We start from the raw sequence: 15,281 nt of genomic DNA on the forward strand, positions 1-15,281 counted from the left end.
CGCGAAGGCATGCGACCGGTCATGCAAAGCCGCGGCCCGTCATGCAGCAAAGGGCCTGTCACCGCGGCAGCCGCGCGGCGGTTGCAAAGTCGAACACTGCCTTGAAGTGCAGAAGGCCAGGGGCGTTTGTAACCGGCACTACCAGCAGCTCAGTCGAATGACCAAGGAGCAGGTGTTGGCGCAACCGCCCGATGCCAAGTCCTGTTGTAGCTGCGGCATCAGCATTGCCGGTAAGCGATCGAATGCCCGGTTCTGCAACCGGACGTGCAAAGCGGCCGGATTCCAGACTGCCAACCGGGTGCGGCTCCGGGGCAAAGACAGGGCGCGCTACCCAAAAGAAGCCGCGAAGCGCCGCGCTGATGCCAAGGCGTACTACGGCTTGAATGCCGAGCAGCGGCGTGCGTACGCCGTGCGGTGGCGTAAGGAAAACCCTCATCGCAGGCGGAACCAGCAGGACCGGCGAGTCGATCTGATGCTGAGCAACCCCGGTTTCGTCGCCTTCGGCGAGGCTGAGTGGCAAGAGCTGCTACGTCAGTATGACCATCGCTGCGTCTACTGCGGTATCCGTTCCGACAGGCTGGAGAAGGACCACGTCATCCCGCTCACGCGAGGCGGGCGGCACGCGATCTCGAACATCCTCCCCGCCTGCAAGGGTTGCAACATCTCGAAGTACGACCACCTCCTCGTCGAATGGAGATACGCACGGCGTAAGCGACACGCTCCCCAGATCGAATGAGCCAAGCCCCGCCCGGATGCGTACCCGAGCGGGGCATGATTTGTTTTTGGGCTTGAATCAGGGCTTGAATCACCGCATCGGCGGCGGGAAAAGCAGCTACTCGCCGACCCTGGCGACGCCCACCGGGCAGCTCAGCCCGTTCGGGCCGTGGTTGCAATAACCATTCGGGTTCTTGGTTGGGGCCAGGTACTGCTGGTGGTAGTCCTCGGCGAAGTAGTAGCTGCCGAGCGGGGCGATCTCGGTGGTGATCTCACCCTTGCCGGCCCGCGTCACGATCGGCTGGAACGCGTCCCGGGACGACTCCGCGATGGTCCGCTGCTCGTCCGTGGTCGTGTAGATCGCCGACCGGTACTGGGTGCCCACGTCGTTGCCCTGACGCATGCCCTGGGTCGGGTCGTGGTTCTCCCAGAAGACCTTCAGTAGGTCCTCATAGGCGATCTTGCTGGGGTCGTACACCACCTGGACGACCTCGGCGTGCCCGGTCCGGCCGGAGCACGTCTCCTCGTACGTCGGGTTCTTGGTGATGCCACCCGCATAGCCGGCGGAGGTGGTGTAAACGCCGGGCAACGTCCAGAACAGCCGCTCGGCGCCCCAGAAACAGCCCATGCCGAAGACCGCGACCTGAAGGCCTTCCGGGAACGGGCCCTTCAACGGGGTGCCCAGCACCTCGTGGCGGTCGGCGACCGGCATGGCGATCGGGCGGCCCGGCAGGGCCTGGTCGGGCGAAATCATCTCGGCGTTCATGCGGCGCAAAAACACGGTGGGGATCTCCTCTCGTACCGCTCCCAGCGTGTAACACCGGAGGGTCTTGCTTCCTTACCCGCACCACCGTGACTCAGGCCCTACCCGCAAGGGCCGCGGCGACCCGGTCCGCGTACGTCTGGGCCTGGGTGTCGTCGTCGTAGCGGGTGCGTGGCCAGAAGAACCCGCGCAGCCCGTCGCCCTTGGTCCGAGGGACCACGTGCGTGTGCAGGTGTGGCACCGATTGGGACACCTTGTTGTTCATCGCCACGAACGTCCCACCAGCCCCGAGACCGGTCTCTACGGCCACCGCCAGCCGCTGGACCAGCGCGAAGTAACCGGGCAGCAGGTCGGCCGGCAACTCGGCCAGGGTCACCAGGTGCACCCGGGGCACCACCAGCACGTGCCCCTTGAACACCGGCCGGGTGTCCAGGAACGCGACCCCGTCCGGGGTGTCGGCGACCCGAAAGGCCGGCACCTCACCCGCGACGATCCCGCAGAACACGCAACCGCTCATCGAGTCAGGCTATTGCCGGCGTTCCTGGGCCGCAGCCTCGGGAGCGCGGGTTCCGTTCCAGCCCCCGGGACGGGGCACTAGCCTCACCAGCATGAGTCACGGCTTCGAGACGCTCGCCATCCACGCCGGCCAGGACCCTGAGGCCCGTACCGGCGCGGTGATTCCACCGATCTACCAGACCAGCACCTACGCGCAGGATGCGGTCGGCGCACCCCGCCTCGGCTACGAGTACAGCCGCTCGGGCAACCCGACCCGCGACGCGCTCCAGGAGTGCCTGGCCGCGCTGGAGGGTGGTTCGGTAGGCCTCACCTTCGCCAGTGGCCTGGCGGCCGAGGACGCCCTGCTGCGGGCTGTGTGCCAGCCGGGCGACCATGTGGTGATCCCGGACGACGCGTACGGCGGCACGTACCGGTTGTTCGCCCGCGTCGCCCAGCGCTGGGGCCTGGACTTCACCCCGGCCAAGGTCTCCGACCCGGCCGCGATCCGGGCCGCCGTGCAGCCCGGCCGCACGAAGATCATCTGGCTGGAGACGCCGACCAACCCGCTGCTCGGCATCGCCGACATCGCCGCCCTGGCCGCCGTGGCACACGACGCGGGCGCACTGCTGGTCGTGGACAACACCTTCGCCTCGCCGTACCTGCAGCAGCCGATCGCGTACGGCGCGGACGTGGTGGTGCACTCCACCACCAAGTACATCGGCGGACACTCCGACGTGGTCGGTGGCGCGCTGGTCGTCGCGGACGCTGGGCTCGGCGAGGAGTTGCGCTACCACCAGAACGCGATGGGCGCGATCAACGGACCGTTCGACGCCTGGCTCACCCTGCGGGGCATCAAGACCCTCGGGGTACGCATGGACCGGCACTGCGACAACGCCGAGCGGCTTGCCGCGTACCTCGACGGGCACGCCAAGGTGGCCCAGGTGATCTACCCCGGGCTGCCCTCGCACCCTGGTCACGAGGTGGCCGCGAAGCAGATGCGCCGGTTCGGCGGCATGATCTCGTTCCGTGCCTCCGGTGGGGAGGACCACGCCGTGGACATCTGCAACCGCGCCAAGCTCTTCGTGCTCGCCGAGTCGCTGGGTGGCGTGGAGTCCCTGATCGAGCATCCGGGTCGGATGACACACGCAAGTGCTGCCGGCTCGCCGCTTGAAGTTCCCGGCGATCTCGTGCGACTGTCTGTCGGCATCGAGACGGTCGACGACCTACTCGCTGATCTGGAGCAGGCGCTGGGCTGACCGCTGGGGAGGATGGCCGTGCAGGACATCATGGCGACCTGGGTCGGGGCGACCGCCAAGCAGATCGCCCGGGGCGTACGCCGAGGTGATGTGTCGGCCACCCAGGTCGTCGCCGACCACCTCGAGTACATCTCCCGTGCCGACCGTGAGCTGGCCGCGTTCCGCGCCGTCCGGGGCGGCGAGGCGATCACCGAGGCGGAGAAGGTCGACGAGCAGGAGGACCTGGCCAACCTGCCGCTGGCCGGGGTGCCGGTGGCGGTCAAGGAGAACACTCCGGTCGCCGGTCTGCCCACCTGGAACGGGTCGGCCGCCGCGCGCTCCGGCGTCGCGGAGGCCGACCACGAGGTGGTGCGTCGGTTGCGCGGCGCGGGTGCGGTGATCCTCGGTGTGACCCGGATGCCGGAGCTGGGGCTGTGGGCACTCACCGACGACGACAGCGCGGTGACCCGCAATCCGTGGGACAGCACGCGTACCCCCGGTGGGTCCTCCGGTGGCGCCGCCGCCGCGGTGGCCGCCGGGCTGGTGCCGATCGCGCACGGCAACGACGGTCTCGGCTCGATCCGGATCCCTGCGGCCTGTTGCGGTCTGGTCGGGCTCAAGCCGGGTCGGGGCGTGGTGCCCTGCCAGCTCGGCGCGGACGACTGGTTCGGCCTCACCGAACACGGCATGTTGACCAGCACTGTCGCCGACGCGGCGGTCGGCTTCTCGGTGCTCGCCGGCCGGCGTCCCGAGAAGCTGGTCCCGCCGCAGCGGCTGCGGGTCGGCGTCTCGCTGCGCTCCCCGGTGCGTGGCGTCGCACCGGACGCGCCCAACCGGGACGCGGTCGCCGCCGCCGGCCGGCTTCTCGCCGCTGCCGGGCACGACACGGTGCCAGCCGATCCGGTCTATCCCACCGCGCTGGGCCTGCAGGGCATCGCCACCTGGTTCGCTGCCGCCGCCACCGACGTCCGGGCCTCCGGGTTGGACCGGCGTGGCCTGCAACGGCGTACCCGACGGCACGTCACCCTGGGTGAATGGGCGCAGCGTCGCGGCTACGTGCGGGAGGCTGACCGGGCCGCGTGGCGGCAACGGTCTGTCGACTTCTTCACCGACCACTCGGTCGACCTGCTGCTCACCCCGGCGCTGGCCAGTGCACCGCCGGAGGCGGCACGCTGGTCCGACCGGTCCTGGCGGGCGAACATGGCAGCCAACATCCGGTACGCCCCGTACGCCGCGCCCTGGAACGTCGCCGGCCTGCCGGCGATCGTGGTGCCGGTCGGCCGCCGCCCGGACGGCCTTCCGGTCGCCGTGCAACTGGTCGGTCCGCCGGGGTCGGAGCTGCTGCTGCTCGGCGTGGCCGGCCAGTTCGAGATGGCCGCCCCGTGGGCGCGCCACGCCCCCGGCTACCCCCGGGTCGGAACGGGGTCACCGGCCGCTGCTTGATCGTCACGGAGTGCGCGTGTCGTCGCGGGCCCACCGAGCTGACTCCTGGCGACCCCCGGTGTCGCCGCTGAGGGCTCCGGCGGCGGGTGGCACGATCGGGGCATGACGGAACTGGTCGGTCTCGACGACGTACGGGCTGCACGGGAGTTGCTCGCTGGTGTCATCCGGACCACCCCGGTGGAGCCCTCCCGTCCGCTCAGCGCGGCGCTGGGTGGGCCGACCTGGCTCAAGTGCGAAAACGTGCAGCGCGCCGGCTCCTACAAGGTGCGGGGCGCGTACGTGCGGATCTCCCGGTTGTCCGCGGCGGAGCGGGAGCGCGGCGTGGTCGCGGCGAGCGCGGGCAACCATGCGCAGGGTGTGGCGCTCGCCGCCGGCCTGGTCGGCACGCACGCCACCGTCTTCATGCCGGTCAACGCGCCGCTGCCGAAGGTGGCCGCCACCAAGGGGTACGGCGCGCAGGTCGAGTTGGCCGGGAACACCGTCGACGAGTCGCTGATCGCCGCGCACACGTACGCGGAGCGCACCGGCGCTGTGTTGATCCACCCGTTCGACCATCCCGACGTGATCGCCGGCCAGGGCACGGTGGCACTGGAGATCCTCGAACAGTGTCCGGACGTGAAGACGATCATCACCGGGGTCGGTGGTGGCGGGCTGATCTCGGGCATGGCGGTGGTGGTGAAGGCGTTGCGACCGGACGTCCGGATCATCGGCGTCCAGGCGGCCGGCGCGGCGGCGTTTCCGCCCTCCCTGGTGGCCGGGGAGCCGGTCCGGTTGCCCGTCTTCTCCACCATCGCCGACGGCATCGCGGTCGGTCGACCGGGGGAGATCACCTTCAACCATGTGCGCAAGCTGGTCGACGAGATCGTCACGGTCTCCGAGGAAGACATCTCCCGGGCCCTGTTGATGCTGCTGGAGCGCGGCAAGCAGGTGGTCGAGCCGGCCGGGGCGGTCGGCGTCGCCGCGTTGCTGGCCGGCGTGGTCGAGGTGGAGACGCCGGTGGTCGCGGTGCTCTCCGGCGGCAATATCGACCCGTTGCTGATGCTACGAGTAATTGAGCATGGTCTGGCCGCCGCAGGTCGCTATCTGCGGGTGACCGTGCGCTGCTCGGATCGGCCGGGGCAACTCGCGTCGCTGCTCAGCCAGATCGCCGAGCACCGGGCCAACGTGGTGGACGTGGAGCACCAGCGGGCCAATCCGCACCTCAGTCTCGGCGAGGTGGAGGTGGCGCTGTCGGTGGAGACCCGGGGAGTGGAGCACTCGGACACGCTGATCAGCGCATTGCGGGCCAGCGGCTACCAGGTGGTCTTCGCCGCCGAGGCGTGACACCGGTGGTGTCACGCCTCGGGAGCAGTGCCTCTGAGTGGGTCGTGCGGCTGGCGACGGGTCAGCCGGAGAACGGCTCGAAGCTGACCACGGTCACCTTGATGTCGGTGCCACTGGGCGCCGTGTAGGTGCAGGTCTGCCCAGGCCGGCCGCCCAGGATCGCCTTGCCGAGCGCCGACTCGGGGCTGTAGACGGTGAGGTCGGTGGTGGCCGCGATCTCCCGTGAACCGAGCAGGAAGGTCTCGGTGTCGTCGGCGTCGTCGTCGAAGTAGATCGTCACGACCATGCCGGGCGACACCACGTCCGCCGTCGGCGCTTCGCCAACCTTCGCCGTGCGCAGCAACTCCTGCAGGTAGCGGATGCGACCCTCGGCCTTGCCCTGCTCCTCGCGGGCGGCGTGGTAGCCGCCGTTCTCCCGCAGGTCGCCCTCCTCGCGCCGAGCGTTGATCTCAGCGGCGATTGCCGGACGGTTGGCGATGTGCTCGTCGAGCTCGGCCTGGAGGCGGTCGTGCGCGTCCTGCGACAGCCAGGTGGCGGGCGCCTCGTTGCCAGTGGACACAGGCGTTCTCCTCAGTTGTGCGTGGCTGGCTGACAGGTGAACTACTAAGTTACCAGTGCGGTACGACACAGCGTGTCGGCCATCACCGCCGGTGTCCGGATCCGACACCGGGGGTAGGCACCCGGCAAGCCTCGTTCGCGGGGCCGTTCTGGCCGCTCAGGACGGGGGTTGGCAGCGCAGGACCTCACCGATGAACGGCCGCGCGGTGGTCGCCAGGCGGTGCCGGGCCGTGACGTGCCGGTTGCCGGGCTCGGCGGTCACGGTGATCTGGTCACGGGCCACCTCGGCGCCCTCGTGAGTTCGGGCCCGCAGCACGCAAACCGCCGATCCGCCCGCCGGTACGGTCACCCGAAAGTCGACCCACACCTGACTGTCCGTGATGTCGGTGTACGTGATCACCTGGGCGTCGTAGACCGGGTCGCCGTACTGTCGGTAGAGCCGGACCGAGATCACGGTCAGCGTCGCCACGAGCGCCAACAGCACCAGGGCGGCCAGCAGCGTACGGCGGCGCTTCCCACCGGTTTCACGGCGGCGGCCGTAGCGCCCGGCCGGAAATACCGGCGCGCCTGCGGAAATTGTGGCGTGCGTCTCGGTCACCGGCGGGTATCTCCTGGCGTTGTTGTCGGCGGCGTCGGCAAGAATGACAGGGTCCATCTTCCCACCCGGTCCAGCGGCAGGAATGGCAGGTCATGCCCTGCGGTGCTGGCCGGCGGCAGGGTGTGGTGAGGAACGATCCCGGCAGGTCAGCCGGTCGAGCCCGGTCGGGTCCACCGGCCGGCACAGACGAGGAGTGCCGAAGTTGGCAGAGCAGCTGCGTCTCATGGCCGTGCACGCGCACCCGGACGACGAGTCGAGCAAGGGTGCGGCGACCATGGCCAAGTACGTCGCCGAGGGCGTGGATGTCCTGGTCGTGACGTGCACCGGCGGGGAGCGCGGCAGCGTGCTCAACCCCAAGCTCGACCGCCCTGACGTCTGGGCCAACATCGGCGAGATCCGCCGCGCCGAGATGGACGCCGCCCGGGCGATCCTCGGCGTCGAGCAGGCATGGCTCGGCTTCGTCGACTCCGGGCTGCCTGAGGGCGACCCGCTTCCGCCGCTGCCCGAGGGCTGTTTCGCCCTGCAGGACGTCGAGGTGGCCGCCGGTCCACTGGTGCGGCTGATGCGCGAGTTCCGTCCGCACGTGGTGACCACGTACGACGAAGAGGGCGGTTACCCGCACCCGGACCACATCATGTGCCACAAGGTGACGGTGGCCGCGTTCGAGGCCGCCGGTGACCCGGAGCGCTTCCCGGAGCTGGGCGCGCCCTGGCAGCCGCTGAAGCTGTACTACGACATCGGCTTCTCCAAGGCCAAGATCATGGCTCTGCACGAGGGCATGCTGGCCGCGGGTAAGGAGTCGCCCTACGAGGAGTGGCTCAAGCGCTGGGAGGACCGGCCGGACAAGGGCCCTCGGATCACCACTCGGGTGGAATGTTCCGAATACTTCCCGGTCCGCGACGACGCGTTGCGCGCCCACGCCACTCAGGTCGACCCGGACGGCTTCTGGTTCCACGTTCCGATGGAGCTGCAGCGCCGCGCCTGGCCGACCGAGGATTTCCAGCTGGCCCGCTCCGTGGTCGACAGCCCGATGCCCGAGTCTGATCTCTTCGCAGGGGTCCGGGAGACGGCGCACGCACGCTGATCCCAGGCAGGGCTACCCTGGTTACCAATCGCACATCGGAGGAACGCCATGTTGACCGCTGCCCAGGTGCTCGCGGAGAACAACTTCGGGGACACCCGCACGGGTGGTCTGGCTGGGCCGATGGGCCTCTTCCTCATCCTGCTGCTGGCCGCCGCGACCATCCTGCTGATCCGCAACATGAACGCTCGGCTGCGTCGCCTGCCTGACCGGTTTCCGCAGCAGACGGGGCTGGTCGACCAGGCTAGGGCCGACGCCGCAGTCGTCGATCCGACAGACGGGACCGGAGGGCATGATTCATCCATGCCCGGGTCCAACGGGCACCAGCAGCACCGGAACGGGTAGTCAGCGCGTGATTCATGCCCAACCGGGTGGTCGCCCCCTGTTGCGGCCACCCGGTTTGGCTTAGCCTTCCGCCGGGGGACCAAAAGTCCCCGAGCCGTGTGCGGGAGGGGGCGCCGATGACCAGCACAGCACTGGCCGCCCGCCGCAATGTCGGGCGGTCGGCTGACGGGGCAGGTCGATGACCTCCGGTCCGGCCGGCGACCTTTTCGACCGGATCGGGGTGCGGGGCACCCCGGGTCGTCTGCTTGTGCTCACCGCCGCCGTCACCCTGACCGCCGTGGTCGCCTCCGTGGTCGGGTTGAGCCTCCCGGCCAGGCTTCCGGCCGACGACCCCCTCGGCGGTCCGGCCCGCTTCGGCATCGCCGTCGCCGTCCTCGCTCTCGCCCAGCTCGCACGGTTACGGTTCCGCTCGGCCGCAGGCATGGTCAGCATCACCTGGGGTGAGGCGGCGCTGATCGTCTGCCTCTATCTGACGCCGGCCGGCTGGCTGCCGTCTGCCACGCTGCTCGGCACCGGCCTGGCCTGGACGATGCTCTCGCTGCACAACGACCGCCGTCCGGCTTTGGAGATCGTCCGGATCGCCGCCTCGCTGGCCGCCGCGTCGGCACTGGCCGTCTCCGTGGCCAGCGCGCTCGGGCGGCCGTTGCTCGCCCCGCCCACCCCGATGCTGGCGGCGGCCGTGATCGCCGGGTCGGTGACCTACCTGCTGGTGACCGCCTGGCTCGGTGGGGTGACGCTGGGCCTGCGGCACGGGCTGCCGTTCGGGCCGCCGCTGCTCGCCGCGCTGCGCGGCAAACTACTGATGTTCGTCGGCAACGTGGCGGTCGGCCTCGTGGTGGTAGCTCTGCTGGAGCTCGACGCCCGCTGGTTGCTGTTGCTGCCGCCGCTGCTCTGGCTGCTGCAGCAGACCTACCGCTACCGGCTGCGCTCCGATCAGGAGCGCCGCACCTGGCGAGCCTTCGCCGAAGCCACGGCAGCCCTCAACCAGCTCGACGAGCGAGGCGTGGCCACCGCGGCGGTCACCGGGGCGCTGACGCTGTTCAACGCCGAACTGGTGGACGTCTACGTGGCTCGGACCGACGGCCGGTGGCATCGATACCGGGGCGACGCTGGCGGCCAGCTCGTCGACCGGGAGACGGACCCACCGGACCAGTCCGAGCCGGACGAGCACGAGCTGAGCCGGGCACTGACGGTCGGCGCTGCCCCCGTCGGCCGGCTGCGGGTCCGGTTCCCCCGCTCTGCTCCGCCCAATGCCCGGGAACGCGACGCGGTGGCCGCATTCGGCGATGCGCTCGCCGCCGCGTTGCACGACGCCGCCACCCACCGCGAGCTGCGGCTGGTCACCGCCCGTTCGTCGTACGAGGCGGTGCACGACCCGCTCACCGGGCTGGCCAACCGGGCGGCAATGCTCGGCAAGGGCGATCAGTCGCTGCGGCAGCTCGCCCACGATCACCCGGTGGCGCTGCTGCTGCTGGATATCAACCAGTTCAAGGAAGTCAACGACACCCTCGGTCACGCCGCCGGCGACCAACTGCTGCGGCTGACCGCGAACCGGCTCCACGCGCTGGTCCGCCCTGGTGACCTCCTCGGCCGGCTCGGCGGCGACGAGTTCGCTCTGCTGCTCACCGCGGTGCCGGTGCTCGGCGACCGGGCCGCCCCGATGGCCCACGCACTGCGTCAGGCCCGCGAGATCGCCGAGCGGCTGGCCGCGCCGACCGAGGTGGCCGGCGTACGGATGTCGATCGAGGTCTCCGTCGGGGTGGTGGTGGCCGACGCCGGCACCGCCGACCTGACCGAGTTGCTGCGCCGGGCCGACATCGCGATGTACCAGGCCAAGGAGGGCGGCGGCAGCGTCGCCGCGTACGACGGCACTCGCGACGCGGCCAGCACCGACCAGCTTGCCCTGCTGGCGGAGCTTCGCGAGGCGCTGAAGGTCGACGATCAGTTGGTGCTGGCGTTGCAACCGGCGGTCGACCTGGCCACGGGTGCGCCCACCGGGGTGGAGGCGCTGATCCGTTGGCAGCATCCCCGGCGTGGGTGGCTGAGCCCGGCCGACTTCATCCGGCCGGTGGAAAACAGCGAGCAGCTCGGCACGTTCACCCGCTACGTGCTGGACAAGGCCCTCGGCGTGGCCGCCGGTTGGGCCCGGGAAGGACTGGACGTCCCGATCTCGGTCAACCTGTCGGCGCGCAGCCTGCTCGACCCCCGGTTGCCGGCGGAGATCGCCGAGGCGCTGCGCCGCCATCAGGTGCCACCGCGCCGGCTCGTCCTGGAGATCACCGAGACGGTGGTGATGAGTGAGCTGGAGGTCATCGACGAGGTGTTGGCCACGCTCCGGTCGATGGGCGTGCAGCTCGCGGTCGACGACTTCGGCACCGGCTTCTCGTCGCTGACCTTCCTCACCCGCATCGCGGTGGACGAGTTGAAGGTGGACCGCTCGTTCGTGATCCGGATGGCCGACTCGCCGGAGGCCGCGGCGATCGTACGGACGACCGTGGGCCTTGCCCACGAGTTGGGGCTGCGCGTGGTCGCCGAAGGGGTGGAGACCGCCGAACAGCGGATGGCCCTGGCCGAGCTGGGTTGCACCTCAGCGCAGGGGTACCACTTCTTCAAGCCGATGCCGGCAGACAAGATCGGCGCGGTCCTGGGGTCGCTGCGCGACTCAGCGGAGTCGAACGTGTTCCGGCTCCGCGCCGACGGCGCCTCCTGACCTCACCCGAAGGCACTATGGTCGTCGGGTGAACCGACTCGTCGACGCCACCAGTCCGTACCTGCTCCAGCACGCCGACAACCCGGTCGACTGGTGGCCCTGGTCCGACGAGGCGTTCGCCGAGGCGAAACGGCGGGACGTTCCGGTGCTCATCTCGGTGGGCTATGCCGCCTGCCACTGGTGCCACGTCATGGCGCACGAATCGTTCGAGAACGAGCAGGTCGGCGCTCTGATGAACGACAACTTCGTGTCGATCAAGGTGGATCGTGAGGAGCGCCCGGACGTGGACGCGGTCTACATGACCGCGACCCAGGCGATGACCGGCCAGGGTGGGTGGCCGATGACCGTCTTCGCCACCCCGGACGGCACCCCGTTCTTCTGTGGCACCTATTTCCCGCGGCCCAACTTCGTCCAGTTGCTCCAGTCGGTTTCCACCGCATGGCGGGAGCAGCGCGAGGCGGTGCTGCGCCAGGGTGCCTCGGTGGTCGAGGCGATCGGCGGCGCGCAGGCGGTCGGTGGCCCCACCGCCCCGCTGGACGCCCCGCTGCTCGACGCGGCGGCCGCCAAACTGGCCGGCGAGTACGACGCCACGAACGGCGGCTTCGGTGGCGCCCCGAAGTTCCCACCGCACATGATCATGCTCTTCCTGCTGCGCCACCATCAGCGCACCGGCGACCCGGGCAGCCTGGAGATCACCCGGCACACCGCTGAGGCGATGGCCCGTGGCGGCATCTACGACCAGCTCGCTGGTGGCTTCGCCCGCTACTCGGTGGACGCGCACTGGACGGTGCCGCACTTCGAGAAGATGCTCTACGACAACGCGTTGCTGCTGCGGGTCTACACCCAGCTGTGGCGGCTCACCGGCGACCCACTGGCCCGCCGGGTGGCTCGGGACACCGCCCGGTTCCTCGCCGACGAGCTGCACCGGCCGGGGCAGGGGTTCGCGTCCGCGCTGGACGCCGACACCGAGGGCGTCGAAGGGCTCACCTACGCCTGGACGCCTGCCCAACTCGTCGAGGCGCTGGGTGAGGAGGACGGCCGGTTCGCGGCCGACCTGTTCACCGTCACCGACGAGGGGACCTTCGAAAAAGGCGCGAGCGTGCTTCGGCTCGCCCGGGACGTGGACGATGCCGCGCCCGAGGTCCGCGCCCGCTGGCAGCAGGTGGTCGGGCGATTGCTCGCGGCCCGGGACACCCGCCCGCAGCCGGCCCTCGACGACAAGGTCGTGGCCGCCTGGAACGGCCTGGCGATCACCGCCATCGCCGAGTTCCAGCAGGTCGCTGCCCTGTACGCATCCCCGCAGGACGAGGACGCCAACCTGATGGACGGCGTGACCATCGTCGCCGAAGGTGCGATGCGCAACGCTGCCGAGCACTTGGCCACCGTGCACCTGGTGGACGGCCGGCTGCGCCGGGTCTCCCGGGACGGCAAGGTCGGCGAGCCGGCCGGCGTCCTGGAGGACTACGGCTGTGTGGCCGAGGCTTTCTGCGCACTGCACCAGCTCACCGGCGAGGGCCGCTGGCTCACGCTGGCCGGCGGGTTGCTGGACACCGCGTTGGCGCATTTCGCCGCTCCGGGTGGCGCCTTCTACGACACCGCCGACGACGCCGAGCGGCTGGTCGCCCGCCCGGCCGACCCGACCGACAACGCCACCCCGTCCGGCCGGTCGGCGCTGATCGCCGGGTTGGTGGCGTACGCGGCGCTGACCGGGGAGACGCGCTACCGGGAGGCCGCCGAGGCGGCGCTCGTCACGGTCGCGCCGATCGTCGGGCAGCACCCCCGGTTCGCCGGGTATGCGGCCATGGTCGGCGAGGCGCTGCTCTCCGGGCCGTACGAGATCGCCGTGGCGACCGACGACCCGGCGGGTGATCCTCTGGTGGCCGCCGCCCGCCGGTATGCCCCGCCCGGGGCGGTTGTCGTCGCCGGACGTCCGGACCAGCCCGGAGTGCCGCTGCTCGCCGACCGGCCGCTGGTCGACGGGCGGTCCGCCGCGTACGTCTGCCGGGGTTTCGTCTGTCAGCGGCCGGTCACCTCGGTCGAGGAGTTGGTCGCCGAGCTCGGTTGAGCCACCGCCACGCCCGGTAGTTGCCCGCGACCCGTGCCGGGTGGTGGGCGCCATCGACCGGCGGGTCGGCCGCGCGAGCACCGGCCCTCCGGGTGGGCGTGCCGGCGGCCCGGATAGGCTGGCCGCGCTATGGATTCCCGTACCGGTCTGCCTGTTGTCGGCATGGTGGGTGGCGGCCAATTGGCCCGAATGACCCACCAGGCCGCGATCGCCCTCGGCCAGTCACTGCGTGTGCTCGCGACCGCCCCTGAAGACGGCGCGGCGCTCGTCGCCGCCGACGTCCAGTACGGCGACCACACCGACCTGGCCGCCCTGCGCACGTTCGCCAAGGGCTGCGACGTGGTCACCTTCGACCACGAGCACGTGCCCAACGAGCACATTCGCACGCTGGCAGCGGAAGGGGTGACCCTGTACCCGCCAGCCGACGCGTTGCGGCACGCCCAGGACAAGCAGGTCATGCGGGAACGCCTGACCGAGCTGGGTGCGCCCAACCCGGCTTGGCGGCCGGTCGGCGAGCCCGCCGATCTTGTCGGCTTCGGCGAGCAGGTCGGCTGGCCGGTGGTGCTCAAGGCGGCGCAGGGTGGCTACGACGGCCGGGGCGTCTGGATGGTCGACGACGCCGCCCAGGCCACCGAGCTGGCAGCCACGCTGCTCGCCGGTGGCACTCGGCTGATCGTCGAGGAGCGGGTGCCGTTGCGACGGGAGTTGGCCGTCCAGGTGGCCCGGTCGCCGTTCGGTCAGGTGGCCGCGTACCCGGTGGTCGAGACGGTGCAGCGGGACGGCATCAACGTGGAGGTGCTGGCCCCGGCGCCCGACCTGGACGAGGAGTTGGCGGTCGCCGCCCAGCAACTCGCCATCGACCTGGCCACCGCGCTCGGTGTGATCGGCCTGCTGGCGGTGGAGCTCTTCGAGGTACGCGACGACGACGGCCGGCCCGCGATCGTGGTCAACGAGCTGGCGATGCGCCCGCACAACTCGGGGCACTGGACCATCGAGGGTGCCCGGACCTCGCAGTTCGAGCAGCACCTGCGGGCAGTGCTGGACTACCCGATGGGCGACACCGCGCTGACCGCGCCGGTGGTGGTGATGGCGAACGTGCTCGGCGGCGAGCCAGGCGGAATGTCGATCGACGAGCGGCTACACCATCTCTTCGCTGCCGAGCCGGGTGCCAAGGTGCACCTCTACGGCAAGCAGGTGCGACCCGGCCGGAAGATCGGGCACGTCACAGTGCTCGGCGACGACCTGGACGACGTACGAGCGCGGGCCGCGCGGGCCGCGAGTTGGCTGCGCGAGGGGCATGAGTGACCCCTCGGTCGAGAAGGAGATTCCAGTGAGCACGGTCGGGCTGATCATGGGCAGCGACTCGGACTGGCCGACCATGCGGGCTGCCGCCGAGGCGATGGACGACTTCGGCGTGGCGTACGAGGTGCGGGTGATCTCGGCGCATCGGACCCCGGTCGCGATGATCGAGTACGGCCGTGACGCCGCCGACCGTGGGCTGAAGGTGATCATCGCCGGGGCTGGTGGTGCTGCCGCACTGCCGGGCATGGTCGCTTCGGTGACGCCGCTGCCGGTGATCGGTGTGCCGGTGCCGCTGAAGCACCTCGATGGCATGGACTCGCTGTTGTCCATCGTGCAGATGCCGGCCGGGGTTCCGGTCGCCACCGTGTCGATCGGCAACGCCCGCAATGCCGGCCTGCTCGCCGTGCGGATCCTCGGCGCCACTGATGAGGGCCTGCGCGCCAAGATGACGACCTACCAGCAGGACCTGGAAAAGCTGGTAGCAACCAAGGAAGCAGCCCTCCAAGCAACCCTCCCGTAACCCGGCGCCCCACCCCCACCCCCACCCCCACCCCCACCCCCACCCCCTCCGTCCGCGATCTTGCACTTTCGGTTGCCATTTCGCGGCATTCGCGCCCTTATGTCGCAACAGAAAGTGCAAGATCGCGCG

At 70.5% G+C, this 15,281-nt stretch carries 14 protein-coding genes; 10 read left to right on the forward strand and 4 right to left on the reverse strand.

Features of this window, described 5'->3' with window-relative positions:
• The first annotated feature begins 157 nt into the window (after positions 1-157).
• The gene (locus ACLQ28_RS09175; protein ID WP_425685748.1) at positions 158-736 is read left to right on the forward strand and encodes an HNH endonuclease; all 579 of its coding nucleotides are present in this window, start codon (positions 158-160) and stop codon (positions 734-736) included.
• A gap of 96 nt (positions 737-832) precedes the next feature.
• On the opposite strand, the gene msrA is transcribed toward ACLQ28_RS09175, so the two are convergent.
• Both msrA and ACLQ28_RS09185 read right to left on the reverse strand, forming a co-directional pair.
• Positions 833-1,495: a peptide-methionine (S)-S-oxide reductase MsrA gene (gene msrA, locus ACLQ28_RS09180; protein WP_425685749.1), complete on the reverse strand. Its 663-nt coding sequence runs from the start codon at positions 1,493-1,495 to the stop codon at positions 833-835.
• A 76-nt stretch (positions 1,496-1,571) separates the two neighbouring features.
• Positions 1,572-1,994: an HIT family protein gene (locus ACLQ28_RS09185; protein ID WP_425685750.1), complete on the reverse strand. Its 423-nt coding sequence runs from the start codon at positions 1,992-1,994 to the stop codon at positions 1,572-1,574.
• A 91-nt stretch (positions 1,995-2,085) separates the two neighbouring features.
• Between ACLQ28_RS09185 and ACLQ28_RS09190 the strand changes: the two genes are divergently transcribed.
• From ACLQ28_RS09190 to ilvA, 3 genes are all read left to right on the forward strand, one after another.
• Positions 2,086-3,228 (forward strand): cystathionine gamma-synthase, encoded by a 1,143-nt coding sequence (locus tag ACLQ28_RS09190; RefSeq protein ID WP_425685751.1) that lies wholly within the window; start codon positions 2,086-2,088, stop codon positions 3,226-3,228.
• 12 nt (positions 3,229-3,240) lie between these two features.
• Entirely contained in the window at positions 3,241-4,650 is a 1,410-nt protein-coding gene (locus ACLQ28_RS09195) for an amidase (protein ID WP_425685752.1), read from the forward strand.
• A gap of 102 nt (positions 4,651-4,752) precedes the next feature.
• A complete protein-coding gene (gene ilvA, locus ACLQ28_RS09200; protein ID WP_425685753.1) occupies positions 4,753-5,973 on the forward strand; it encodes a threonine ammonia-lyase in 1,221 nt (406 codons plus the stop codon).
• 61 nt (positions 5,974-6,034) lie between these two features.
• Here ilvA and greA read toward each other — a convergent pair whose 3' ends face one another.
• Together greA and ACLQ28_RS09210 are read right to left on the reverse strand one after the other, a co-directional pair.
• Positions 6,035-6,532 carry a transcription elongation factor GreA gene (gene greA / locus ACLQ28_RS09205; RefSeq protein WP_425685754.1) on the reverse strand — a complete coding sequence of 166 codons (498 nt, stop codon included), beginning with the start codon at positions 6,530-6,532 and terminating at the stop codon, positions 6,035-6,037.
• A 156-nt stretch (positions 6,533-6,688) separates the two neighbouring features.
• Positions 6,689-7,129, reverse strand: coding sequence for a DUF4307 domain-containing protein (locus ACLQ28_RS09210; RefSeq protein ID WP_425685832.1), 441 nt, complete (start codon positions 7,127-7,129; stop codon positions 6,689-6,691).
• Between the two features lie 202 nt (positions 7,130-7,331).
• On the opposite strand from ACLQ28_RS09210, the gene mca reads away from it, so the two are divergent.
• From mca to purE, 6 genes are all read left to right on the forward strand, one after another.
• Positions 7,332-8,213, forward strand: a complete 882-nt coding sequence (gene mca / locus ACLQ28_RS09215) for a mycothiol conjugate amidase Mca (protein ID WP_425685755.1) — start codon at positions 7,332-7,334, stop codon at positions 8,211-8,213.
• Positions 8,214-8,261: 48 nt separating this feature from the next.
• Complete coding sequence (locus tag ACLQ28_RS09220) at positions 8,262-8,555, forward strand: hypothetical protein (RefSeq protein ID WP_425685756.1); 294 nt, start codon at positions 8,262-8,264, stop codon at positions 8,553-8,555.
• A gap of 178 nt (positions 8,556-8,733) precedes the next feature.
• Positions 8,734-11,265, forward strand: a complete 2,532-nt coding sequence (locus ACLQ28_RS09225) for a putative bifunctional diguanylate cyclase/phosphodiesterase (protein WP_425685757.1) — start codon at positions 8,734-8,736, stop codon at positions 11,263-11,265.
• Positions 11,266-11,293: 28 nt separating this feature from the next.
• The gene (locus ACLQ28_RS09230; RefSeq protein WP_425685758.1) at positions 11,294-13,330 is read left to right on the forward strand and encodes a thioredoxin domain-containing protein; all 2,037 of its coding nucleotides are present in this window, start codon (positions 11,294-11,296) and stop codon (positions 13,328-13,330) included.
• A 129-nt stretch (positions 13,331-13,459) separates the two neighbouring features.
• Positions 13,460-14,635 carry a 5-(carboxyamino)imidazole ribonucleotide synthase gene (locus ACLQ28_RS09235; RefSeq protein WP_425685759.1) on the forward strand — a complete coding sequence of 392 codons (1,176 nt, stop codon included), beginning with the start codon at positions 13,460-13,462 and terminating at the stop codon, positions 14,633-14,635.
• Positions 14,636-14,660: 25 nt separating this feature from the next.
• On the forward strand, positions 14,661-15,152 hold the full coding sequence (purE, locus tag ACLQ28_RS09240; protein ID WP_425685760.1) for a 5-(carboxyamino)imidazole ribonucleotide mutase: 492 nt from the start codon (positions 14,661-14,663) through the stop codon (positions 15,150-15,152).
• The last annotated feature ends 129 nt before the right edge of the window (positions 15,153-15,281 follow it).

It is taken from the genome of Micromonospora sp. DT201, from assembly GCF_049841575.1.
Classification (GTDB): Bacteria; Actinomycetota; Actinomycetes; order Mycobacteriales; family Micromonosporaceae; genus Micromonospora.

What these genes read in the sequence shown, in the direction of transcription:
- ACLQ28_RS09185 (WP_425685750.1), bottom strand. Translation starts at nt 1,994, where the DNA reads ATGAGCGGTTGCGTGTTCTGCGGGATCGTCGCGGGTGAGGTGCCGGCC.
- ACLQ28_RS09195 (WP_425685752.1), top strand. Translation starts at nt 3,241, where the DNA reads ATGGCCGTGCAGGACATCATGGCGACCTGGGTCGGGGCGACCGCCAAG.
- ilvA (WP_425685753.1), top strand. Translation starts at nt 4,753, where the DNA reads ATGACGGAACTGGTCGGTCTCGACGACGTACGGGCTGCACGGGAGTTG.
- ACLQ28_RS09175 (WP_425685748.1), top strand. Translation starts at nt 158, where the DNA reads ATGACCAAGGAGCAGGTGTTGGCGCAACCGCCCGATGCCAAGTCCTGT.
- ACLQ28_RS09220 (WP_425685756.1), top strand. Translation starts at nt 8,262, where the DNA reads ATGTTGACCGCTGCCCAGGTGCTCGCGGAGAACAACTTCGGGGACACC.
- ACLQ28_RS09225 (WP_425685757.1), top strand. Translation starts at nt 8,734, where the DNA reads ATGACCTCCGGTCCGGCCGGCGACCTTTTCGACCGGATCGGGGTGCGG.
- ACLQ28_RS09190 (WP_425685751.1), top strand. Translation starts at nt 2,086, where the DNA reads ATGAGTCACGGCTTCGAGACGCTCGCCATCCACGCCGGCCAGGACCCT.
- ACLQ28_RS09235 (WP_425685759.1), top strand. Translation starts at nt 13,460, where the DNA reads ATGGATTCCCGTACCGGTCTGCCTGTTGTCGGCATGGTGGGTGGCGGC.